Source organism: Haloferax sp. SDI50 (assembly GCF_059802635.1).
On sequence record NZ_JBPULL010000002.1, the window covers coordinates 444,678 to 466,683 of the forward strand.

18 protein-coding genes and 8 pseudogenes are annotated in these 22,006 nt (G+C 57.0%); 8 read left to right on the forward strand and 18 right to left on the reverse strand.

Features of this window, described 5'->3' with window-relative positions:
• Position 1: 1 nt before the first annotated feature.
• From ACSR87_RS16870 to ACSR87_RS16895, 6 genes are all read right to left on the reverse strand, one after another.
• On the reverse strand, positions 2–943 hold the full coding sequence (locus tag ACSR87_RS16870; protein WP_498531371.1) for a glycine betaine ABC transporter substrate-binding protein: 942 nt from the start codon (positions 941–943) through the stop codon (positions 2–4).
• Between the two features lie 342 nt (positions 944–1,285).
• Positions 1,286–1,972: an RraA family protein gene (locus ACSR87_RS16875; protein ID WP_498531372.1), complete on the reverse strand. Its 687-nt coding sequence runs from the start codon at positions 1,970–1,972 to the stop codon at positions 1,286–1,288.
• A 50-nt stretch (positions 1,973–2,022) separates the two neighbouring features.
• The gene (locus ACSR87_RS16880; protein ID WP_498531373.1) at positions 2,023–2,421 is read right to left on the reverse strand and encodes a Rieske (2Fe-2S) protein; all 399 of its coding nucleotides are present in this window, start codon (positions 2,419–2,421) and stop codon (positions 2,023–2,025) included.
• A complete protein-coding gene (locus tag ACSR87_RS16885) occupies positions 2,418–3,578 on the reverse strand; it encodes an amidohydrolase family protein (protein WP_498531374.1) in 1,161 nt (386 codons plus the stop codon). The genes ACSR87_RS16880 and ACSR87_RS16885 overlap by 4 nt, the downstream gene beginning before the upstream one ends.
• Positions 3,579–3,683: 105 nt before the next feature.
• On the reverse strand, positions 3,684–4,457 hold the full coding sequence (locus tag ACSR87_RS16890) for an IclR family transcriptional regulator (protein WP_498531375.1): 774 nt from the start codon (positions 4,455–4,457) through the stop codon (positions 3,684–3,686).
• 1,411 nt (positions 4,458–5,868) lie between these two features.
• Complete coding sequence (locus ACSR87_RS16895) at positions 5,869–6,315, reverse strand: universal stress protein (RefSeq protein WP_498531376.1); 447 nt, start codon at positions 6,313–6,315, stop codon at positions 5,869–5,871.
• A gap of 153 nt (positions 6,316–6,468) precedes the next feature.
• On the opposite strand from ACSR87_RS16895, the gene ACSR87_RS16900 reads away from it, so the two are divergent.
• Entirely contained in the window at positions 6,469–7,863 is a 1,395-nt protein-coding gene (locus ACSR87_RS16900) for a GntP family permease (protein WP_498531377.1), read from the forward strand.
• Between the two features lie 209 nt (positions 7,864–8,072).
• Here ACSR87_RS16900 and ACSR87_RS16905 read toward each other — a convergent pair whose 3' ends face one another.
• On the reverse strand, positions 8,073–9,500 hold the full coding sequence (locus ACSR87_RS16905) for a family 43 glycosylhydrolase (RefSeq protein WP_498531403.1): 1,428 nt from the start codon (positions 9,498–9,500) through the stop codon (positions 8,073–8,075).
• Positions 9,501–9,914: 414 nt separating this feature from the next.
• On the opposite strand from ACSR87_RS16905, the gene ACSR87_RS16910 reads away from it, so the two are divergent.
• Positions 9,915–11,468 carry a family 43 glycosylhydrolase gene (locus ACSR87_RS16910; RefSeq protein WP_498531378.1) on the forward strand — a complete coding sequence of 518 codons (1,554 nt, stop codon included), beginning with the start codon at positions 9,915–9,917 and terminating at the stop codon, positions 11,466–11,468.
• Positions 11,469–11,882: 414 nt separating this feature from the next.
• Positions 11,883–12,320, forward strand: a pseudogene (locus ACSR87_RS16915) (DDE-type integrase/transposase/recombinase); the annotation flags it as partial.
• Between the two features lie 567 nt (positions 12,321–12,887).
• Here ACSR87_RS16915 and ACSR87_RS16920 read toward each other — a convergent pair.
• Positions 12,888–13,200: pseudogene (locus tag ACSR87_RS16920) on the reverse strand (HD domain-containing protein); the annotation flags it as partial.
• Between the two features lie 353 nt (positions 13,201–13,553).
• Positions 13,554–13,763: pseudogene (locus ACSR87_RS16925) on the reverse strand (IS5/IS1182 family transposase); the annotation flags it as partial.
• A 138-nt stretch (positions 13,764–13,901) separates the two neighbouring features.
• Here ACSR87_RS16925 and ACSR87_RS16930 point away from each other — a divergent pair.
• Positions 13,902–14,722: pseudogene (locus ACSR87_RS16930) on the forward strand (IS5 family transposase).
• 13 nt (positions 14,723–14,735) lie between these two features.
• Here the strand turns inward: ACSR87_RS16930 and ACSR87_RS16935 are convergent.
• A complete protein-coding gene (locus ACSR87_RS16935; protein ID WP_498531379.1) occupies positions 14,736–15,245 on the reverse strand; it encodes a hypothetical protein in 510 nt (169 codons plus the stop codon).
• A 950-nt stretch (positions 15,246–16,195) separates the two neighbouring features.
• Here ACSR87_RS16935 and ACSR87_RS16940 point away from each other — a divergent pair.
• Complete coding sequence (locus ACSR87_RS16940; protein ID WP_498531380.1) at positions 16,196–16,570, forward strand: hypothetical protein; 375 nt, start codon at positions 16,196–16,198, stop codon at positions 16,568–16,570.
• Positions 16,571–16,716: 146 nt separating this feature from the next.
• Here ACSR87_RS16940 and ACSR87_RS16945 read toward each other — a convergent pair.
• The 8 genes and pseudogenes from ACSR87_RS16945 to ACSR87_RS16980 all read right to left on the reverse strand — a co-directional run.
• Positions 16,717–16,830, reverse strand: a pseudogene (locus tag ACSR87_RS16945) (DUF955 domain-containing protein); the annotation flags it as partial.
• Between the two features lie 74 nt (positions 16,831–16,904).
• Complete coding sequence (locus ACSR87_RS16950) at positions 16,905–17,243, reverse strand: DUF8013 domain-containing protein (RefSeq protein ID WP_498531381.1); 339 nt, start codon at positions 17,241–17,243, stop codon at positions 16,905–16,907.
• A gap of 98 nt (positions 17,244–17,341) precedes the next feature.
• Positions 17,342–17,737, reverse strand: coding sequence for a DUF7567 family protein (locus ACSR87_RS16955; RefSeq protein ID WP_498531382.1), 396 nt, complete (start codon positions 17,735–17,737; stop codon positions 17,342–17,344).
• Positions 17,738–17,892: 155 nt separating this feature from the next.
• Positions 17,893–18,153: a hypothetical protein gene (locus ACSR87_RS16960; protein ID WP_498531383.1), complete on the reverse strand. Its 261-nt coding sequence runs from the start codon at positions 18,151–18,153 to the stop codon at positions 17,893–17,895.
• A 16-nt stretch (positions 18,154–18,169) separates the two neighbouring features.
• Positions 18,170–18,661: a DUF7995 family protein gene (locus ACSR87_RS16965; protein WP_498531384.1), complete on the reverse strand. Its 492-nt coding sequence runs from the start codon at positions 18,659–18,661 to the stop codon at positions 18,170–18,172.
• A gap of 96 nt (positions 18,662–18,757) precedes the next feature.
• Positions 18,758–19,198: pseudogene (locus ACSR87_RS16970) on the reverse strand (DUF8025 family protein).
• 168 nt (positions 19,199–19,366) lie between these two features.
• Positions 19,367–19,816, reverse strand: a complete 450-nt coding sequence (locus tag ACSR87_RS16975; protein WP_498531385.1) for a VOC family protein — start codon at positions 19,814–19,816, stop codon at positions 19,367–19,369.
• Positions 19,817–19,938: 122 nt separating this feature from the next.
• Positions 19,939–20,118: pseudogene (locus tag ACSR87_RS16980) on the reverse strand (hypothetical protein); the annotation flags it as partial.
• 86 nt (positions 20,119–20,204) lie between these two features.
• On the opposite strand from ACSR87_RS16980, the pseudogene ACSR87_RS16985 reads away from it, so the two are divergent.
• The 3 genes and pseudogenes from ACSR87_RS16985 to ACSR87_RS16995 form a co-directional block, all read left to right on the forward strand.
• A pseudogene (locus ACSR87_RS16985) lies at positions 20,205–20,363 on the forward strand (Cdc6/Cdc18 family protein); the annotation flags it as partial.
• Positions 20,364–20,837: 474 nt separating this feature from the next.
• Entirely contained in the window at positions 20,838–21,659 is an 822-nt protein-coding gene (locus tag ACSR87_RS16990) for a hypothetical protein (protein WP_498531386.1), read from the forward strand.
• 106 nt (positions 21,660–21,765) lie between these two features.
• On the forward strand, positions 21,766–22,006 hold a 241-nt coding region (locus ACSR87_RS16995; protein WP_498531387.1), incomplete at its 3' end, for a hypothetical protein.

Here is a 22,006-nt window from a genome sequence, read left to right on the forward strand (position 1 = left end):
CTCAGATGAGTCCTTCGGAGCTCAGGTGGTCGCGAGCGATGCTCGCCGGGTCCTTGTCTTCCTCGCTGGCCTCAAGCGCCATCTGCTGCATCTTCTCGGTGGTGACGCTCGGTGCCACCTCGTCGAGCGTCTCCTTGACGACAGGGTTCTCCTCGACGGCAGCCTGCTGGATCATCGGAACGATCCAGTACTTCGAGAAGTGACCCTTGTCGTCGTCGAGGATGCGCAGGTCGTACTTGTATATCTGCGGCTGCGTCTGCCAGCCCGAGGTCGCGACGGCCTGGCCGTCGTTGAGAATCTGGTAGTTCAGACCGCCGTATCCGACCTTCCGCAGTTTCACCTCGTCCCACGCGGACTGCTCAATGCCGTAGTCGTCGATGAGGGCAGGGAGGCCGTCCTCTCGTTCCGCGTATTCCGTGTAGGACACGAACGTCATGTCCGTGTTCCCGTTGTTGACGTGCGAGGCGAAATCACTGATCGTTTCGATACCGTGTTCGCTCGCCCAATCGGGGCGGGCGACGATGGTCCACGACGCGTCAGCCCCCGTGGGTTCCGTCAGCGTCAGTCCCCACTCTTCTTCGGCGGCGCTCTTCGACTCGCTGTATATCTGCTCCCCGTCGGGGATGACGTTCGACTTCCCGAGAATCTGGTGCCAGAGCGTCCCGGTGTACGTCCAGTAGCAGTCGATTTCGTCGTTCTTGAGCGCGTTGAAACACTGGGAGGTCCCGCCGAGTCCCGTCTCGTCGTTGACCGTCAGGTCGGTGTTTTCCCGGAGGGCGGCAATCGCCATGTGCCCGAGAATCTCCTGTTCCGCGAACTGCTTCGAACCGATAGTGATACTGTCGCCGCTACCGCCGCCGTCTACGATACTGGAACAGCCCGCCATGCTTGCGATACCGATTGCTCCCGCTGACTGAAGGAACGCTCTCCTACTGTTGTGCATGATTCATCCTGATGAACTGGGTCGGAGATATTTATAATTTATCCTCAGACAGTTTTTGCCGCCCGAACTGGGCGAATCCTGCGCGTCTTAGATGATGTACGCACGCGCATCCAGAAATAGCAGCTAAGCAACATGAATATCCGCTCTCGCTCCCCGTCCAGCGGATCGGAGCAGCGCCGGACGACCTCGGGAGCCGGTCTCGCGGGAGCGGGTTCGCTCACGACCGCAATCCCGTCTCTCCGAGCGACTGAGTAGCGTGCTGCTCCGTGCTCACCCATTCGGGGTCGCGCCGTCGTCCTTCGCAGGTTGTTATGGGACGCTCCGCTGTCGTCTCAAAAACGCCTAGAACGTCTCGTGTTCCTCGTAGGCGTCGAACGCCTCAACGCCTTCTTCGAGAGCGGCGCGGACGGCGTCCTCGGACGACGCCATCTCGTGTGCGTCCTCGGCGACGTCCTCGGCGATTTCTTGCGGAACGACGACGACGCCGTCTCCGTCGCCGACGACGATGTCGCCGGGTGAGACTTCAACCCCGCCGACGACCGCGTCGGTGCCCCAGTCAAGCAGCTCCCAGCGGAAGATACAGTCTACGGGAGTGGTGTACCGATTGAACACGGGGAAGCCGCGATCTCGAATGACGCTCGTGTCGCGGACACCGCCGTCGATGACGGCACCGGCCACGCCCGACGGTTGGAGCGAGGTCACTTCGAGCTCGCCGAGGTGGGCCGAGTTCGTGTCGTTGGTGTCGTAGATCATGACGCCGTCTTTGGGGACGTCCTCGTGCATTTCGAGGAAGCGCTTGAGAACCTCGTCGGCGTTGACGCTTCGGTTCGGTCGCCCGACGATGGGGAACGCGCTCCCGACCACGGTCATGCCGTCGTCGAGCGGCGTGAGTTCGGGGTCGAGCGTCTGCTCTTCGTACCCGTACTCGTGCATCACGTCCGCCACCGCCGGCGTGTACAGGTCTTCGTACTTGGCGAGCAGTTCCTTGTCGACTTCTCGTCTTCTTTCTGTAGTGGATTGATTGCTCATCGGTTTGGGTTGGTGTGGTGTGGTTGGTGTGTGTGGTGTTCGGATAGCGATTACAGCGTGACGACGACGTAGCCGGACTCGTTACGAACGGGAATGGACCGGAGTTTACAGCCGTCGTCGACGAGGCAGTCGCCGGTCGTAGCGTCGAACTCCCAGCCGTGCCACGGACAGCTGAGAATCTCTCCTTCTCGGCACCACTCGAGCTCGGTCGTGAGCGTGTCCCGGTCGTGTTCCGCTTCGACGGTTCCGCTCACCATCCCCTCACAGAGGGGGCCGCCCTGGTGAGCACACCAGTTCGGGTAGGCGTACAGCTCGTCGTCGATGTTGAAGACGCCGATTTCTTTTCCATTCAGGAGCGCGATGACGCGCTCACCGTCGGTGAGTTCATCGGACCGCGCGACGACGTGCTCGTCGTCGTCGAGCGGCAGATTCTGTGCATTCTGGCTCATGAGACGTCGATGTCGAAGACTTCTGCCGAGTTTCCGTACAACACCTTGTTACGGTCCTCCTCGGAGAAGTTACCGAGGTATTTCAGCAGCGCTTCCGTGTTGTCGATGTCGAAGTGGGGGTGGTCCGTCGCGAACATGAGCACGTCGCCGCCCCACATCTCGACGAGCTGTTTCATCATGACGGGGTCGTTCGGCTCGTCGAGCGGCTGCGTGGCGAAGTAGAACTGGTCACGGACGTACTCTTCCGGCGTCTTCTCCAGCAGCGGGACCTCGCTCCGGCGCTGCTTGTACTCCCGGTTCAGACGGAAGATGAGCGAGAGCCACGCGATACCCGCCTCCTGGAACACGAAGTCGACGTCGGGGAACTTCGCCGGTGTCCCGTTCTCGAAGAGGCTCGTCAGCGTCAGGAACTGAGAGTAGACGTGTGCGAGCGCGTGGTTCGCCATGTACGTCTGTAGTTCGTGCTGGAGCGTGGGGAAGTCGAGGGCGAGCCCCGGAGCCGCCGCCCCGTGGAAGACGACCGGGAGGTCGTTATCCTCCGCCGCGCGGTAGATGGGGTCGTACTTCTCGTCGCCGAGTGGCGTCTTCGTCCCGGTCGAGTTCAGGAACACGCCGCAGATCTGGTCTTCCTTGGCGAATCGGTCGATTTCCTCCGCGGCGGCCGACGGGTCGTGTGGGACGACCGACGCCAGGCCATGGAAGTTGTCGTGTCCGTCGAGGAAGCGCTCGACGAGCACTTTGTTGGCTGCCTCGTTGAGCGCTACTGCCTTGTCGGTCTGCCGGACCATGTTGAGCTCCGGCAGCATGTTGACGATGGGGTAGTCGACGTGGAACTCCCTCGACAGCACGTCGTCGATGTCCTCTTTCGGCTCCGTGACCTGCATCAGTTCCGTCGGGAGTTTCCCGCTCAGGTCGCGGTTGTAGTTGTCCGTCGGGTACATCCCGTCGTACGAGGACGTGCCCGGTTGCAGGTAGTACTCGATTTCCCGCTTGTACGGGTCGTCGAGGTGTTTCAGTAGGTCTCGTTGGATTTCCTCGTTTCTGAAGGACGTGTGAACGTCCATGTCGATGACCGGCACTTCCTTGAGCTGGTCTGCGAGGGGGTTTGACCTGGCTTGCTCACTACGTTCGGCGAGTCGCTTGCTTTGGTCAGCCATACGATTCCAATGTTGGATACAATCGTTATAAATGTTCTCCTCAGACAGAGTGCCAGAGATGACCGGGGATGTTTTGTCACACGAAACAGATTCAGTTCCGAGCGGTTAGTACGTTCCCTCGGTCCGCGTGATATTGAGGCTGATAACGTTCGCCGCACTCTTGACGGCCTCCGCGAGCGTTTTGCGGTAGTCCCCGTTGAATTTCATCGCCGGCCCAGAGACGCTGATTGCGCCGAGCGCGCGGTCGTCCTTGTCGAGAATCGGAGAGGCGACGCACCGAAGCCCCTTCTCGTACTCCTCAAGGTCCAACGCGAGTTGGCGTTCGCGAACTGTTTCGAGGCTTTCTTCGAGTTCCGCGCGGTCCGTGATGGTGTTTTGGGTGTATCTCGTCAGGCCGTGGACGTCCTCGAATTCGTCTAACACCGACTCCGGCGAAAAGGCGAGTATCGCCTTTCCGGTCGCGGAGCAGTGGAGGTCGTGGTACTCGCCGGCGGCTGTCGAAAACCGCACTTCTTGCTCGCTCTGAGTTCGGTAGAGATAGACGCCACGGGCGTGTTCTACGGTCGATAAGTTGGTCAGCTCTCCTGTTTCGTTGGCGACTTTGTCCGCTTCCGGGCGACCGAACGAGAACAGCGGCCCGCGGTTTCGTGCGACCTCCCCCAGTTTGAGGAACCGTAGCCCCAGGTAGTACCGGTCTCCGTCTTTAACGATGAATCCCTGCTGACGGAGCGTACTGAGGTGATTGTGGACCGTGCTTTTCGTGATTCCCGTCTCGTCGGCGATGTCTTGGATGCGCCCTCCGCCCAGCTCGTCCAGTCCGTTGAGGATTTCGAGCAATGTCAAATCGGAGTTGATGGGATTCTTGGCTTTGTGTGGCATATGCTAGCGTCAGTTTCGTGGGGACTTTACTGTTTCGCATCACGAAATATGACGCATCGTGTTCTGAGACACCAGTTCAAACCACGCTTGGGCGCGGTTGTGTTCGTCCTCAGACGAGCATCTAACTGGAGACCGGTTCGGGGCTTTTGTGGATCACCCCGTCTGCCAACCGCGACCGTTTCATATCACGAAACACGAGGTCGCTATCCACTCTCGACACCTTCCGATGAGCGCTCTCGAGCCGAAGTCGCGTGACGAGTTACTGCCGCGGTGGATAGTCGCGCGGCCACCCGCAGTAGCCGAGACACAGATTACATTAGTACTGGTGTAATCTTCTGACCGCTATTTATCTCGCGACACGTCCTGAACTGGCCGGATAACATGGCACGAGACGTTCACGGGTCGTTGCGTGATTCCTGGTGCCGGCTCGTTCGGACGAGTTTGCCGTCAACCCGGCCGCTGCGTACCATTATCTGCACTCGATCAGTGCGATTCTCACTAGCGCACCGAAATTCGCGGACATGTCCGAAATATATCACTGTCTAGTTAAGTCAGTTTGAGAAGCGAGCAGGTCGTTGAGTTTGCTTGGGACAACGCTCACAGACCGACTCAGCGAGTGCTTTGCAGCGGATTTAGAAGAGACTTGGGAGCGTGAGCGGACGGCGACGCGACGAGACGTGCAGCGTCTCGTTTGCCCACCAGAAATCAAAGATTTCTGGGGACGTCCCAAACTCGCAGAGCGAGTTTGTGGGCTCGAAAGACGCCTGTCGGTCAGTTTCTCGGTGGGTGTACGCGTTCTGGGGGGTCACAACACGCCGACTTGCGGTATCTCGACTGTTCTTCCTCTCAGAACGACTATCTGCGGTTCGATACGAGTACGGCACCCCACAGAGCGGGGCTCTGCTCCCACCCGTGACCCTTCGTCCGAGGCCACGAGCTAGCGCGTGGCTGAAACCGGTCTCTGTAGCGCCTTATTCGCGACTCCACTATCTCTGAGATGAATCACCAAGCGAGCTCGCCGTTCGTGGGGAGCGTGCCGATAGGTGCGGTCGGAGAACCCGATATATTCTGTCTTCTGCGCGTATTGGAACTCTCGACGCAGCGCTCTCATCAGCGCCCAAAATATCGATATTCGGATGAAATCAGTCCAGTAAATCACACACATAATTATGTAAGGATTATCTGTGTACGGCCGATGAAAATTCTCAGATAGCAAACGAGGTGTTGGCAACCGATGCCGCTAGTCGAGGGGTCGCTTTCAATTTCGCGTGAGTCGGCTAGAGGTGGTCTCGAAGGAGAACAGAATCGACAGTGACCCGTGTGCTCACGTGTACTTCACCAACCGAACAGTCCGTGGTTGAGTTCTCTCGCCGGGCAAGCGATACTTACTGACGACTCCGGGAGACGAGGTTCACCGAGTAGTGACGGTGACGAATCCGTCGAACTCAAGGATGACTCGCTGCGTGGTGTCACCGAAGATAGCCTTACCCGCCGGCGACCGTTGACGTCCGGAGAGGAAAATATGGTCGCACTCGTTTTCGACTGCCGTATCGAGTACTTCGGTGGCCTTGTCGCCGAGGGACCCGACCGCCCGGTACTCCACCTCGAAATCAGCGAGTACTTCGCGTCCGAGGTCGTGAGCGAACTTCGTCGCCCCCTCTCGCGCGTCGTCGTGTGTGTAACTCCTCGAAGCGCTCAGGAGCGTCTCCATCGTCCCGCGTCGAGCTTTGTACTCGTCTTCCGTCGTCACGTGGATGAGGACCATTTCGGCATCCATCTGTTCGGCCACCGAACCGGCCTCGCGGACGACCTTCTTCGAGGTCTCCGATGGGTCTACGACGGCTAGGACTCGTTCCATACCTCCTACACGTGGGTCTTCTTTGAAGAAACCACGGGCAGCGACTTCGCAGATTGCCTCAGGGAACGGTATATTTCCCCGAACAGTACACATAATCAAGCAGTGACACATAGTAACAATTATTAACTAACATGATTGATCGGAAGACGGATCATGACGGTGGAGCTCGTCCATAGTCCGCTACTTACGTTCGTAGTCGGGCTCATACTAGTTGTACTGTTCCTCGTCGTGTGGGACCTCCCCGCGTTCGTGGGGTTAGGACTCGCCGCGTTCTCCGTCGGCATCGTCAACTCGGTGTTCGTCTCGGACTTCGCGCTCGTCGATGCGGCGACGAGAACGGCAGCGGCGTTCGGAAACGGGATGGAAGGTATCGGCATTCCGATCCTCATGGCGGCAATCATCGGCAAGTCGATGCTCGAAAGTGGGTCCGCTCAACGTATCGTGCGGACGTTCCAATCGCTCGTCGGGAGGGAGAACTCGGAATTTGCGCTGTGGGGGAGCAGCACGGTCCTCTCGATTCCGGTGTTCTTCGACAGCGTCCTGTTCCTTTTGGCTCCGCTCGCACGCTCGATGCGTGCACGCCGCGGAAAGAACTACGCGTTGTACCTCATCGCCGTGGGCGCCGGCGGCTCTGCGGCGCACGTGTTCATTCCACCGACTCCGGGACCGCTGGCAGTCGCTAGTCAAGTGCACGCCGACCTCACCATGACGATGGCTGTCGGTGTGGCCGTCGCGATTCCCTCGGCGACGATGTCCGGTCTCGTCTTCGGCCATTGGGCCAACTCTCGGATGGAGATTCCGCTGCGAGACTCGATGGGGACGACGACCGAAGAACTCGAAGAACGGGCACAGCAGAGCAGTAGCTCGCTTCCGGGAACGTTCGAGGCCGCGCTCCCGATAATCCTCGCGGTCGCGTTAGTGAGCTCGCTCACAATTCTCAACACGCTCGAACCGCTCTATCCGTCTCTCGCGGTCGTCAGACCAGGAATTGCATTCGTCGGAGACAAGAACGTCGCCATGACGCTTGCTGGGCTTACAGCGGCGCTCACGTACCTTCGCTGGTCTGACCTCTCGCGTTCGCTGTGGGAAGACGAGCTTACTGAGGCACTCAAGAGCGGTGGGAACATCGCTGCAATCACCGCGATGGGTGGCGCGTTCGGTGCGCTGCTCGCTGCGTCGGGAATCGGTCCGTACATCGCCGATAGCCTCCGTGGGATTGGCATCGGACTGCTGGTGACCGCGTGGCTTATCGCCGCTATCGTCCGCATCGCACAGGGGTCGGCAACGGCCGCGATGCTGACGACCGCGGGTATCATGGCACCGCTGACGAGCCAGCTCAACGTACACACCGCATACCTCGTTATGGCAATCGGCTCGGGCGGCATCATCTGTTCGTGGTACAACGACTCCGGTTTCTGGCTGATGAAGGAGATCGGCGGTCTGACGCAGATGGAGACGTTGAAAACGTGGACGGCGCTGACGACGATTATCTCGGTCACGGGAATCGCTTCGGTGCTCGTCTTCTCGACTATCGTTCCGCTCGCGTGAATTTCGGCCGTCGAAACCGAGCGTCAAACGGAAGTGATGCACGCACCGAGACCACAACCGCGTAATCTCTGGGTGTCTTTTTCCTCCGTCGCTCGGCAGTGAGCCGCTGTGGACTCCGGAGATGCACGGCGTCGGCGCGTCGTTCGTCACCAGCCACCTGCTGTACGTCGCCGGCGGCGACGCCGTGCTGTAGGCCGGTCGCTCGCTCGTCAGACCGAGGTGAACGTCCACCGCTGGTGTGAACCGCCGTTGTCGCTCCACTGCTGGACGTTGTCGCCGTCGGCGGTGCCCGCGTTCGCCACCTCGGCGAGCAGCCCGCTGTTCGCGTTGACGAGGCGGTACTCACCGCCGCCCGCGTCTTCGATAGTCCAGGCCTGAGTCGGGTGGGTGGTGTTGCTGTACTGCTGAATGTTGTCACCCTCTGCCGTGCCGGCGCTCGCGACCTCCAGCCAGAGGCCGCTGTTGACGTTCGTGATCGCGTAGGTGCCGTCGCCGTTCGCCGTGACGTCCCAGTCTTGACACGCGCTCCCGGTGTCGGCGTACTGGCGCACGTTGTCGCCGTCGGCCGTTCCGGCGTTGGCTACTTCGAGCAGTTTGCCGCTGTTGACGTTCGTGATCGCGTAGGTGCCGTCCGAAATGGGACCGCTTTCACAGCCCGAGGGCTCGCCGGGCACGGGGGCCTCGCTGCTCGGCACGCCGTTGCAGGCGATGACCGGCCAGTCGTTGTTGTCCCACTCGATGCGGTCTTGCATCATGTAGCGCGTTTCGTCGTCGGCGGTCGCCTCCACGTGGTAGAAACACCACCAGTCGCCGTCGGGGCCCCGGAAGACGTCGTTGTGGCCCGGCCCGGTGAACTCGCTGTTGCCCTCCAGAATCGGGACGCCCTGGTGGGTCTCCGTGAGGTCCCGCAGGTCCGTTCCGTTCTGGTTGTAGTACGGTCCCGTGAACGACGTCGCGCGGCCGCATTCGAGGCGGTAGGTGCTGTCGTACCCCTCACAGCACTGCCCCGAGGAGTAAAAGAGGTACCAGTACCCGTTGTCTTGGAACATCACCGGCCCCTCGATCATCTGACCCGCCATCTGGAACTCGGTGCCGGGGACGATATCGTCCATCGCGCCGTTCATCTGGACGGCGTAGATGCCTTCGTAACTGCCCCAAACTAGCCAGGGTTGCCCGTCGACGATTACCGTGTCCGCGTCGATGCAGTTCGTCAAGTCGAGGTCGCCACTCTCGATGACCGGTCCCTGGTCGGTGAAGGGACCGTCGGGTGTATCCGAGGTGGCCAGGCCGATTCCGGCGTTGTCGCTCCCCCAGACCGACAGCGAGTAGTAGAGGTGGTACTGGCCGTCGTGGTATCGGATATCCGGTGCCCAGCAGCCCGGGTCCGACTCCGTGGGGTGCCAGCCCGGCGTCTCCGTGAGCGCCGGCGCGATGTACGACCAGTTGTACATGTCCGTCGACTCCGCGATGGGGATGATGTCTTGGGGCGTCTCCGTTCCGTAGGCGTAGTAGGTCCCGTTGTCCTCGATGATCGACACGTCGCCGAAACCGATCGGCCCGACCGGGTTGTGGTAGTGCGTGGAACTCTCGTCCGCACTGACGGTCCCGCTCAGTCCGAGGCCGCCGACGGTCGCCACCGCACCCGCCCCGAGCGATTTGAGTACTGTCCGTCTATCGATATTGTTGCTGCCATGACGTTTAGTCATGTCTTCTAGCATACAGATGGCGGGTATATAATGCTTGTTGGTAACATTTGTGACGGCTCGGTCAGCGCCGCGGTGAGAAGACCGAACGGCAGGCTGAACAGCAGACCGAACTGCAGTTGAGAGAAGCAGCAAACGGTATCGAGTTGAACAGTCGGGGATACCGACGAGACTGTTTGCTCTGCGACGTTCGGGCCGACTCCAGAATCCGATTCGGCTCTCAGTGCCGGGTTTGCAACGGTTCCCCTGTCGTTACGGCTGAGAAAACGAGAACCGAAGCCAGAAGAAATGAGCCAGACAATAACAGCAAAAAGCATTATGTATGTGTGCCTATACTTTGGCAGTTGCATGCCAGAAGATGACAGTGGCGTGAACAGGCGGAACGTCTTGAAAAGCATCGGTATCGGCGCTCTCGGCTCGACTCTTGCAGTTGCGGGGAGCGGGTCAGTCTCCGCGACGACGGACGATTCGACACACTACCACAACGCGCTGTACGGCCCTCACTTCCCCGACCCCACGATTCATCGGGCGGGAGACGGAACCTGGTGGGCCTACGGAACGAACATGAATCGGAACAGCGACTCCGACGAGTTGCTCGTCCCGATTCTGCGCTCTGACAACCTCCACGAGTGGACCTACGTCGGGGAAGCCTTCGACTCCCGTCCGGGCTGGACGTACGGCTCCATCTGGGCACCGGACATCCACTACTACGACGGAGAGTGGGTGATGTTCTACTCGCTTTCGCCCCGCCCGTGGGAGAGCGGTGAGTTCGGTATCGGCCTCGCGAAGTCCGACACGCCGGACGGCCCCTTCACTGACTACGGCCAGATTATCGGCGACAACGACCACGCCGGCGGTGGGTCCATCGACGGGTACTTCGTCGACTACAACGGCACGCCGTATCTGTTCTGGGGGAGTTTCCAGGGAATCTATCTGGTGGAACTCACCTCGGACCTCCAGGACTGGAAGACGGGGACGCTCCAACAGGTCGCCGGTGACGCCTACGAGGGGACGACGGTCTTCTACCGCAACGGCTACTGGTACCTGTTTGTCGCAACCGGGACCTGCTGTAACGGCTACAGCAGCACCTACGAGGTAGAAGTCGGGCGCTCGACGAACTTCTTCGGGCCGTACACCGACGTATCCGGTACGGACATGATGAGCTACAACAGCGACAACGCCGGCATCGCGCAGCTCACCTCGAACGGTCGGTTCGTCGCGCCCGCCCACGGAGACATCACCACGGACGACAACGGGCAGGACTGGTTCGTGTATCACGCCTACGACCGTACTGGTCCGGAGTACGTAGACGGCGTTCCGGCCCGGCAGTTCTTCATCGACCGCGTCGAGTGGACAGACGACGATTGGCCGGTCATCGCCGGCGATAAGACCCCCAGTCTCCAGTCGGTCGAACCGAACACCAACGACAGCGGCATCCTCGCCGACGGCATCTACGAGATCCAGAACGTCAACAGCGGGAAAGTGATGGAGGTCGCAGATGCCAGCACGAGCGACGGGGCGAACGTTCGGCAGTGGACCGCGAACGACTGCACCTGCCAGCGATGGTGGGTCGAGTACATCGGTGGCGGCGAGTACCGCATCGTCAACGAGAACAGCAACCGCGCACTCAACGTGCCGGACGGGACGACCACGGACGGCGCGAGTCTCCAGCAGTGGCCGTGGTTCACCGGTGCCGCCCAGAAGTGGAACATCATCGACAACGGTGATGGGACCTACCGTATCGAAAACGTCGCGACTGGTGATGTAGCCGAGGTGTACAACGCCGGGACCGCTGACGGAGACGACGTGGTCCAGTGGCCGTGGAACGGCGGGGACCAGCAGCGATGGAACTTCAACTTCATCGGCGGCGTCCAACCCCTCTGGGACGGTCGCCCGTGGTGATCGGCAAGACAACACCGCAACGATGCTAAGCCAGCACGCAGCTTCTGACCCCGTTGCAACGACAGTCGCTGGGCATGGCTCGCGGTTCGGCGTCTCGTCGTTGCAGCGACGCACCTTTTTCGAACGTGGAATCCGCCCCGCACTCTACTACTGGCGCTCGGGCGCGTCTGCTTTAATACGCCACGGGCAGTGGTTCAGCAACTTGGGATTGCTATCTTAGTGATAGGCGTCGGTGTTGTGGTTTGGCCAAGAGATATTCTATCGTTGATACCCGATTCGAGGAACTGAAACCCCCTACACTTAGTGCGGAGACGCTGGCTATGACGACCGACTTGTAAGTTCAGCACGGCCTCTAAAAACTGTCACAGATTGGTACTTCGACGGGGTCAGTAGGTCTGAAGTTCACGAATCCATCCTGAGGCAGCGCCGAAGCGGGTTGCGGTCGACGAAACCGCTGTCAAAATCAATGACGAATGGTCTTGGTTGTGCGCTGCAATAGACATCGAGACAAAGCTGATTCTTGACGTCGGGTTGTTTGGACGACATGGTACTGATCCGGCTGCTGCGCTTCTCCATCGACTCTCGGAGAAACACGATCTCTCAGACGCGGTGATTCTCGTTGATGGCTACGGATATCTGCTGTTCTCTCTCAATTAGGGTGATCGGTTGACTTGACTACATCGAGCGAAATCTCATCGAAAGTGGTTTCACACCCTCAAGATGCGAGCCGACCGCTTCCATAATTCGTGGGTTGGTAGCCACGGTGTCGCCCGCAACTATTTCATATGGTTTGTACAATATACAACATTCAAAGACCTTGGCGAGTCTCGGTGGATAAATACTCGTAGATGAGACCACTAAATAGGCATTCGACTCCGTTGAAATTCTTCAACGTCGATATTAGATGAGCTATTCCTCCAACCGGATTTCGTCGATTCGGTTAGAAACGGCCTTTCAGCAACTCGACAGACGCGAAGTGGGTTTCAACAGAGCCAGGTATTCTTAAATTCGAGATCTATCACTAGGTGACTGTCTAGAGTCACACTCTCGATATCATTTTTGAATATCCACACAATGGAGTATTCACTCCAAGATTCCAAGTTGGAGTAGTCGCACTATTGATTATTAGTGCTAGCGTCGAGACCAGATTCACTTTAGCCCGGAACGCGGTCGAGTGACGGAGGAACGAGACCGCGACAGCCCGGAATGGTCGGTCGCGAGCGAAGCGAGACGCGACCGCAGGGGGTGTCTCGATGCGAACGGTGAGCAGCGCGAACCGTGAGCAAGCGGAGGGCGTCGAGCGGTGCGAGCCGTAACGGTAACACGGGAAAAGTAGACATCGGCTGCCCGCCTATCTGAAAACTCCTCGTGCTGAGATTCGTCTGCGGATTAGACAACGAACTCTTCAATACAGCTGTGTTACTGATCTACGTCCGCGTTGGTTTCGAGAGTAAACTGTTCAAAGAAGGACCCATAAAGTCCCACCGGGATTCTCCAAGGCGTCGGCCTTGGTCTGTATATAACGCGTCAAGTCGCTCGCGTGCCCAGTTACGTACGAGTTCGATGTCCGGTAAGTCGACGTGTTCTGTACCGGCGTGGATGCGTCATCGATAACGGCATACTGATCGCCAGCACGCCCCGAGCGTTCACCGACGATACAGGCGAGTCGAATGACTCCGACTGCACCGGTCGCATCGAGCTTATCAACATCGAAGAGAGGCTCTGTTGAAATCCTATTCTTCAAACATATTCTCACCTGAAACAGCCGGTCAATGAGAGTTGCGAATTGAGCGAACGGTAGCTTATTGTTGACCCAATAGAAGATGTTAGATCAGGACCATGTACCTGCGGAAATTGAAGTGGGGTTTCACCTCTCTGGTCACCCTTCTGGTTATAATGATGCCGATGGGAGCTGTCGCAAACTCCGTCTCGTACCGGAGCGGTCAGCTAATTGTCGTTCTGGGTATTCTCGCCTCTTTGTTTGTTGGATATACACTCACATATGAACTGAACGTATGGTAATTCTCCTTGCTCCGAAGACATCATTAGAGATTGATAGCTCACTACGGAGCCTATATCTAACGTTCAGAGTGCCTTGTCGATGTTGTGAGTAAGACAGCTAATAGCGAGTTCACGGAACTGCTTCCACCACCGCCGTGAGCGGACGAATGCGCCGTACTTCCGTTTAACCCGGGAGTTCACCGTCTCGTTCTGACTACGCTGACCGTAGACATCGGCGTCTAGTCGAGCGTTCTACGCCATGTGAAGTGACGAAAACTCGCGATGCTTGATGAGCGAGAGCGCGATGATGGGTTGGTCGTTGAGGAGAGCCACGGCTGGAGAGTTGTGGTGTCGGAAGAAGACGCCGAGTGAGCGTCTTCGGCTCTGTTGAAATCCTCAGAGAGTTACAGGTTCGACCAGTAGTGTGACCGAATGCAGGCCCTCCCAAAGTCGCGGTTGCTCCGATTTGTTGAGCAGGCATTTCACTTGGCTCGTCGTACGGTTGCTCGTTACTCCTCGAAATTCTCGAAACAACGGTACACACTTCACCAGCACATTGTCCTCCTCTGTCTCAAGGTGCAGAAGAACACGACGTACCGGACGCTTCTTGACGAACTTATCGAGATGCCTCGGATTCGGAGCGCCATCGACCTTGAGGAACTCCCCACACCTTCGACATTGTGTAAAGCGTTCAATCGCCTTGACATGGCTGTTTGGCGGGTTCTTCTCAATCTCTCAGTCACGTTCTCACAACCAACGGTGTCGTCGGCATCGACGCATCCGGATTTGACCGGAGCCACGCCTCAAAACCCTATACGAAGCGAACAAAGCTAACGATTCAGCAGTTGAAAGTTACACTTCTCGTTGATACGAGGGCGAATGCTATCATCGATTCACACGTGACAACGACACGAAAACACGACTCACAGATCGCGCCGTCGCTCATCAAGCGAGATACCGGTGAAGTGGCGATTCTCCTCGATGACAAGGGATACGATGACCAGAAGATTCGCGCGTTGGCTCGTGACGAGGGCGTTCGTCCGCTTATCAAACACCGAAAGTTCTCCTCACTTCACAAAGCGTGGAACGCTCGCTTGGATGCTGATATCTACGGACAACGGCGCCAGAGTGAGACAGTAAACTCTAATCTAAAGCGTAAATACGGCAACTTTGTTCGTTCACGACATTGGTGGAAACAATTCCGCGAGATAGCCATGAAGTGTCTCGTTCACAATCTTGATTCGGCTCTCTGAACGGGAAGGTGACTCACTCCGTGTGAGAACCTCCTCCCGAAGAGCGAAGTAAAGCCGCAACTGAATGATAGAGTTCAATCTCAAAGACATATGCCAAGAGATAGGCGAAGACAACTCCACCAAGATAACCAATAATAGCTGTAACTGACATAGCACGCGTGATGTAGTAATCTGGGAGTGGGTACAGACCAATATCTGACAGTACGATCGGTGCAAAGAGTGTGAGAGACAGGCCCCACACGACTAAGGCAAAGATAAACTCGACTCTTCTTTTATGATCTTGCCGTTCCTGTTGCTTAGACGATGTCTGTGTTGAAACCCAGAGAAATCCACCAATAAGTCCAATAACGGGTGTCCCAACCCAAAGAATCCGAAGGATCGACGCAACACCACTTTGCGAGAGGGGTTGGTAGCTGGTGAGGGTGCCAAATATTACATTAGCAAAAATCTCACCGAGAATTCCCCATTGGAGGGCACCAGTCAATCTTGCAGTGATTGATGTACGGTAATTGTTGGGGGCCATATAATGATGGATGAATGTACATACATATCATGACTTCGGAATGCCGAGAGTTACTTTTCCGTGACCAGCTGAAATCTGGAGATGGATCCAACAACTAATGTAGGCAAAGTAGATTTCAACAGAGCCGCGTGTTCAGGATTGCAGCAATGAGTAAGTAAGCACGTTACCGGTAATGAAGTTACGGACGGTGACTGAGCGAATGAACAGGAAGCAGACTGGGCGAACGCGGAGCCATTCGAAGTCGTCGATGAGACGCCAGAGTTCAGGCCGAGCATCGAACAGGAGACTTAGGCAAAGGTCGATACCCACTATCCAAATGCGCGCATCGAAGATGGACCGGATCATCTCCTCCCTCGATATGGAGACGATGCTCTTGACCTAGGATGGAGTGGCACGGGTTGACGAGAGGACTTAACAAGAGGTTGTCGCCACGGTTCGGGATGAATTGGCTTCGGATACATGATCGATTCGCGCTCTGTAATCAGCAGGGAGGGTCTGACAGATACCAATTAGTTCTGAGCAGCAAACATCGACTGACGCTCTGTCTCTAGAGTTTGAGCCAGTCTGAACGACGCTGAAAGAGAGACAATTTGTTCCAACCGCGGTCAACGTAACTCAGCTCCGAGAGACGGGCCGCAATTGTAGCAGTACGTACGAATACAGCTGCCCCCAACCCAGAGCTTCTGGAGTATGGCCCAGTCGATCGAGTTTTACGACCTCTTTGGTCTTCCGGGGAGGATATGGCGCGATGGTGGCTCTCGTCGCGTATTAGGGGTTCCAAACACAGACTCACACCGTATCTCAGAGCGTTGCAACTCCGCCAGAAAGTCTTCCTAAAATCGAGAGCAGAAGCACTAAAAAACCTCGAAACCGCACACTAAACCACCAACAATCTACGCTACAAGACCGAGGCCAAAAAATTAAATACGTATATAATTAATTCTAATGACATGAGTGTGTCGCTCGCGGACGTGGCTGTGCTATCCAGTTTTCCGGTCGGTATTACGTGTCTGTTGCTCTGTCACGAATTGGGACACGCGCTCCCGGTTCTACTCGCGGGCGGCCGTGCCCACCTCACCGTCGGCAGTCACGACGGACGGACGATAAGTCTGGGGCGACTGACGGTTACGTTGGGTATGAATGGCCTCGGAAGCGTCTTTACGTACGGGACGGTTGAGTCGACAGACATCGACTCGAAAGCCGTCACGGCAATAGGCATTCTCGGTGGACCGCTGGTGACCATGAGCGCGATCCTCGTCCTCGGCGGACTAGTGGTGACCGGTGTGACGGGTTGTGGCTCGTGGTCGTCGTCAATCTCCTCCTAAGCGAGAGTGTCAGGGCGTACCGGACCATCGTCCCGAGAACGTACTCCCGGGGGCGATACGAGGGGACCATGAGTGACGGTAAACGACTACTACAGTTACTTCGCTCGTAACTCGTTCTCCGATGTCTCCACGAGCTCGCCACAGCAGTCGTCGACGTCGGCAGCGAGGTCTGCAAGCCACTGCTCGATTGTGCGATGCATCTCATCGTGTCGGGTGTCGGTCTCGTCGAACGACACCGACGGGGAACTCGTTGTTGCCATTGCTTTCAGTTCTGACGCGTCCCTCCAGGACGCGCCGCACCCCTCTGGGGCGCAGAAAAAACAGGCGGGACGACCTACTGATTGGTGTCCTCGCGCTCGAGGCTACGAAGGTACTGTCGACACTCGCCGAACAGGCCGCTCGCAGTCGCCTCGCCGGTCGTGAGGTGGCGAACCCACTCAATCGCCCAGCAGTACACGGGATCGGACTCACCTGCGCCGTGGATGTACCACCAGCGAGCGGCTTTGAGCACGATGAGCGGGTTCGTCGGCGGTTGCTCGCCTAGGAGGTCCCACGTTATCGACTCGATTTTATCGGGAACGTCGACTCGGGAGAGGTCAGTACTATGTGCGAGTTCGATATCAACTGGAATCTCGTCGATCGAGGTGTCTGACTCTGTCTGTTGGTGACTCATGGAAATCACGTCACACGGACTGTGTCTTCAGCCCGCACCCATCACGGGCACAAAAAATCTCGATGTCGCGCGGGTACCGAGGAGTCTCTCGATCGACGCTATGCGAGGTGCGAGACCGCCTCGGGCTCGGACTCGTCAGCGAACTCGTTGGGCTCGACTGGCGTCCAGTCTTCGGTCGTGGTTGGTGCCCACCAATCGACGTGGTAGTCACCCGGTGCACTGAGAATCTTAACTTGTGCTTCGTCGTCGGGAAGCGGCCGGCGAAGTTTCTCGTCAACGTGGAGATTCCACGTCGTCGTCGCGTCGAATGTGATGATGACCGCCTCATCGTAGCCACGTGACTCGGGCGACTCACGGCACGTCACGCTGGTATTGCACTCTGTGCAGAACACCCCCTCGAAGGGGATGTGTGTAAACGCCTCGGTGCCACACACCGGACACCACAGAAACTCGAACAGCGCCTCGTCGTGACGGAACACGCGCTTGAGACTCATCGAATACTCACCTGCCTGGCGAGCATCGCGAGCGACTGGTGGTGAACACGGGACAACTCAACTGCGAATGTTGGAATCGGCATCTGTTACTGCGCCTCCGCCCCTTCGGGCGGCGCAAAAACAACACCAAGCGCACCCCCTTCCTACTCGGTCGCTCAGTCTGTGTCTGCTGCTAACCCCGCGAGGACGTCGTCGTGTGAGACCGTTCGGACGCGCTCGACAAATGCACGTGCAGCAGCGTCAGTCGCAAACACCGACGCATCGTAGCCGACGGACCCACCGAACACAGTCCACTTGTCGGTCACCGAACCGCCAGACAACGGCGTGTACTCAACTCGATACTTGGCAGTTGCGTCGTCAACGACGAGTCGAACACCGAGACCACGATCAGGAAGCGTCTCTCTCAGGGGCGTCATTGGGCACAGCGTCAACTTAGTAATGAACATCAGCAGGAACAATCCACAGATGGTCGTTCGACTCGACGAGTTGCTCAAGTCGCTCTCGATGCCGAACCCCATCAGCGAACTCGTCGTAGAGGTACACCGCCGGTCCGCGGTACGCCCCGAGATTGTGGCACGCATGCCTGACGAGGTTCTCATCGCGCATGATCGCTGCGGCGTCAAGGTCGTCAACACCCTCTCGAACGCGTTCGAGATTCCGCTCGAACTCACGAGTGGTCGCCTGCCACCCGCGCTCAAGCAGTTCTTGGCCGTCCTCCGAGGCAACAGGGACTGCAACCGGGAGGTCACCCCAGCGGGCGCTGCCGGCGACGGTCGTTGAATCGTCATCGAACGTCACATAGTAGTCGAACACCGCCTCGGCGTGCGGGGCAGCACCCACCAGTTGATCGAACACATCGGCGGCCCGCGAGAGGGCTTCGTCTGTTGTCGATGCAGTCACGAGTGCGTAGATTACCTGGTGCATTCGTCGTCACCTCACCAACTCATGAGTCGGAGTCTGTCCGACCCCCTGCGCCGGCGCCCATCGCCGGCGCTCAAAAAATAGTGCTGACGGCGCTGGCTAGATGTTCTCGATCTTCGACTGGTAGTCCTCCTCTTCGACGGTGATCGTCTGGTTTCCGCTCTCGTAGTCGGCCTCGAACTCAACTGAGAACGTATCCGAGTTGTAGGCGGCGTGGTACGCACGATGTCGCTTGAGCGACCCCGGTCGCCTTGAAGTGGAAGAAGGCAGCAGCCGTGTACGGTTTGCTTGCTGTTTCGATTTGCGCTTCGACTGATGCCGGGAGCGCGATGTGCGGCGTGTCACTGTCGATTCCGGCGGCGAAGGCTCGAGCTTCGTCGACGCTTGCTTGCGAATGTGCTGGAGTCTCACCGCTCAACACATTCACGGGTGTGTCTGTCTGGTCTGTGAACAGTACGTCTTCGAAGGTGTGAGTGCCGAGGATCGCGTCGGGACTCAGCTCACACCCTCAAACGGATCGTTCGATGATTGCTCAGACATTGAATCACGAAGCCCTGAGGGCTCAGTCATTCAGCCCTCGAAAAACAGGATGTCTGGCTCCGTTGAAGACCTCTGTTGCTGGTGGTTTGTTGAGGCCGTGCTGCGTACACAGTAGTGAGAATCAGACGCCTGGGGTCTGTTTGGGTCAGTAAGCGTAGGCCAGCGCCACTATAGGTCCAATTCGTCGAATGCCTGTCCAGGTGGTCGGGGTTTTGCGTTCAGTTCCCACTCCACGTCGTACTTGTCAAGAAAGCTCCGATGGTGAGGAGCATTCTCCTCTACGTTGCACCCGAGGGCGTTAGCACGTTCAGTAATCGCGTCAAATGCTTCCTCATCAACGGCCAGCGCGATGTGGTCGAGTCGGCCAGTTCCCTGTTGACCTGATGCACCCGCGACTGCTAGATAAAACTCATCGCGCCCAAGGAACGACATAGATGGTGTGACTCCCTCTCTAAGAGCTTCGTCCCAAGAGAGGTCGTCTGGAACGGTTCCAGATTCACCTTCGAGCGCTGCCTCGCGGAATAGTGTCTCAAGATCGAACAGTTCTTTGTAGTACGATTCACCGCCTGGAACGTCGTCAACAAGCAGAACGAGGTGATGGACACCGTTGACGTGCATACATACGGACTGTCGGCAAAGCGTATAGGTCTCTGGTATAGCTCACCTGTCCCGGCTGTCCTATCTTAAAAATGCTTCAACAGGTCCCGATTTCCACATTCCGTAGTGAAATCTGTTTTCAGCTACTCCTCTATCGGATTGAGGGTGCTGAGGTCCGCGTGGAGGACCTCACCGTCACGAACCACGTATCGCTTTGCCAGTACCGGGAACCGGCATTTCGTGTACCCCGCGGTCTGGATGTCGAGTTCTTCACCGGGGTCGAGATAGTTGGCCAGTTTTCGGAGGAACTCTTCACAGCGTATACTACCATGCCGGATGGCTGCCGGTATTGTGGATGTCCTACAGTCTCTACGTCGAAAATCAGTTATCGCCCTGATCTCAACACCACAAAATCCTCTATCAAGCTATCACCGAGCTCTCCCAAGAATCCGAGCCGGTCGTCAACACCGGCAGCATCTACAACCGATACGAGATAATCGCCGGAGAGCGTGGAAATAAACCGTTGTTAGGCCGTCGAATCAGCGACTACCTGAAACAACTTGAATAACTCAACCCGATCTCAGCCTACCACTACGGCGGAGAAAAAGGCAAAACACGAGAAATACGGCTTCACCAAGCCAACGGTTAAAACAGTTTAGACAACATACCGGTGACAAATGACTGAGGCCTCCAACACCCTTCACCGCCGTAAACTACTCACTGGAGTTGGGACAGCATTAGCGGCTGGGCTAGCAGGCTGCAACCAGATAACGGGAAGCGAGAGCTCTACTGACGACCAAACCACAAACAGGCCCAATAGCTCCTCCAGCAACCCTAATATCTCCGTAAGCATCTCTACCGAGGCCCAGCCACAGCAACTGCCTAGCATCTGGGAAGATCAGAGTATTGAAGACTTCCAGGCCGAGTTCAAGGTACAATCCACAGGAAACCCTAGCCAGGTAACGGTCAGTAGTGGAAAAGTCGAACTAGGACGGACTCCCAGCAGTGGAACGAGAACTCTGTTACCATCCAGCCAGGGCAGATGACTCCTGGAGAACAAGAATTCACAGTAACAGCCTCCAAAGGAGAAACACAGGCCACGGATACTACAACGGCTTCTAAGCCGACACCTGGCAACTACAAAGTCGATGTAGTACCGGAGAGAAACGAAGAACTACGCAACACTATCGAGAATAACAGTGATGAGGAAAACTACCCGGAAGACCGCGGAGAATTCACCGAACAAGACCCAGTATTCGATACTTACAGCAGCCACGAAGCCTTAGGATTCGACAAACTCGCCGTAGATTTGGTCGCCCAGGAATGGAGACACGACAACGACTACGAAAGCCTAAAAACTGGTAGTCCAGAAGCATCCCGAGAATTCATCCAAAGCATCGGCACCGACACCGGAAACCCTGACATACAGGCAATAAAGAACGCGAATTCAGGAACAACATGGTATCCAAACGGAAACTTCAGCCAGAGAGACGCAGGACACTTCGACTACCAAAAATTCGCAGACGCACAAACAGTAGGAGAAGCACTCGACCAAGTACATCCATACTACTTCAACTGGCAATCAGACATACTCGGCAGAGAACCAACCTCCGCAGTTGACTTCATCGACGCACCAGTCCTCGAACAAGTAATAGAACAAAAAAACCAATACAGAATTAGAAGCCCACGCCTGGGACTTCGACCTCGACGAACACGGCAACGGTCTCATCTACGGAAAGAACGCGGATGGCAGCGACGAACTCCGCATCATGGAAACAGTCGCCAACCCAGTAACAGCATCACCAGCAAACGTCCACGAACAATTCCACCCACTAGTCGAGGAATCAAACTACCTGAATCCTGATCACGACGAATTCAACCGGTACTGGCACCCACTCAGATTCGGATGGGAAGACCACAGCAACAGCACAAGATGGAACTTCGAAGAAGAGAAACGGCGCGCAAGTCAAATGATTCAAAACACGGCCACTTCCGGACACCTAGCCCGCACATCAGGCGAGGGCTCCGGAATGGAAACAACAAAAACAGTAGCACCAACAACAGAATACCTTCAGGACTTCACAGAAAAGCCACGAACATACAACCAAAAAGATACAAAATTCCAAAAACTATATAATCAGGCTAAGATAGCCAATGAACTCATCAGAAGAGACAGTAAAAATTTTGTAATCTACGGAGACACAGAGAACC

What these genes read in the sequence shown, in the direction of transcription:
- ACSR87_RS16955 (WP_498531382.1), bottom strand. Translation starts at nt 17,737, where the DNA reads ATGAGTCTCAAGCGCGTGTTCCGTCACGACGAGGCGCTGTTCGAGTTT.
- ACSR87_RS16935 (WP_498531379.1), bottom strand. Translation starts at nt 15,245, where the DNA reads ATGGCCCCCAACAATTACCGTACATCAATCACTGCAAGATTGACTGGT.
- ACSR87_RS16870 (WP_498531371.1), bottom strand. Translation starts at nt 943, where the DNA reads ATGCACAACAGTAGGAGAGCGTTCCTTCAGTCAGCGGGAGCAATCGGT.
- ACSR87_RS16880 (WP_498531373.1), bottom strand. Translation starts at nt 2,421, where the DNA reads ATGAGCCAGAATGCACAGAATCTGCCGCTCGACGACGACGAGCACGTC.
- ACSR87_RS16940 (WP_498531380.1), top strand. Translation starts at nt 16,196, where the DNA reads ATGAGTGTGTCGCTCGCGGACGTGGCTGTGCTATCCAGTTTTCCGGTC.
- ACSR87_RS16910 (WP_498531378.1), top strand. Translation starts at nt 9,915, where the DNA reads ATGCCAGAAGATGACAGTGGCGTGAACAGGCGGAACGTCTTGAAAAGC.
- ACSR87_RS16900 (WP_498531377.1), top strand. Translation starts at nt 6,469, where the DNA reads ATGACGGTGGAGCTCGTCCATAGTCCGCTACTTACGTTCGTAGTCGGG.
- ACSR87_RS16950 (WP_498531381.1), bottom strand. Translation starts at nt 17,243, where the DNA reads ATGAGTCACCAACAGACAGAGTCAGACACCTCGATCGACGAGATTCCA.
- ACSR87_RS16975 (WP_498531385.1), bottom strand. Translation starts at nt 19,816, where the DNA reads ATGCACGTCAACGGTGTCCATCACCTCGTTCTGCTTGTTGACGACGTT.
- ACSR87_RS16885 (WP_498531374.1), bottom strand. Translation starts at nt 3,578, where the DNA reads ATGGCTGACCAAAGCAAGCGACTCGCCGAACGTAGTGAGCAAGCCAGG.
- ACSR87_RS16990 (WP_498531386.1), top strand. Translation starts at nt 20,838, where the DNA reads ATGACTCCTGGAGAACAAGAATTCACAGTAACAGCCTCCAAAGGAGAA.
- ACSR87_RS16890 (WP_498531375.1), bottom strand. Translation starts at nt 4,457, where the DNA reads ATGCCACACAAAGCCAAGAATCCCATCAACTCCGATTTGACATTGCTC.
- ACSR87_RS16875 (WP_498531372.1), bottom strand. Translation starts at nt 1,972, where the DNA reads ATGAGCAATCAATCCACTACAGAAAGAAGACGAGAAGTCGACAAGGAA.
- ACSR87_RS16965 (WP_498531384.1), bottom strand. Translation starts at nt 18,661, where the DNA reads ATGCACCAGGTAATCTACGCACTCGTGACTGCATCGACAACAGACGAA.
- ACSR87_RS16895 (WP_498531376.1), bottom strand. Translation starts at nt 6,315, where the DNA reads ATGGAACGAGTCCTAGCCGTCGTAGACCCATCGGAGACCTCGAAGAAG.
- ACSR87_RS16960 (WP_498531383.1), bottom strand. Translation starts at nt 18,153, where the DNA reads ATGACGCCCCTGAGAGAGACGCTTCCTGATCGTGGTCTCGGTGTTCGA.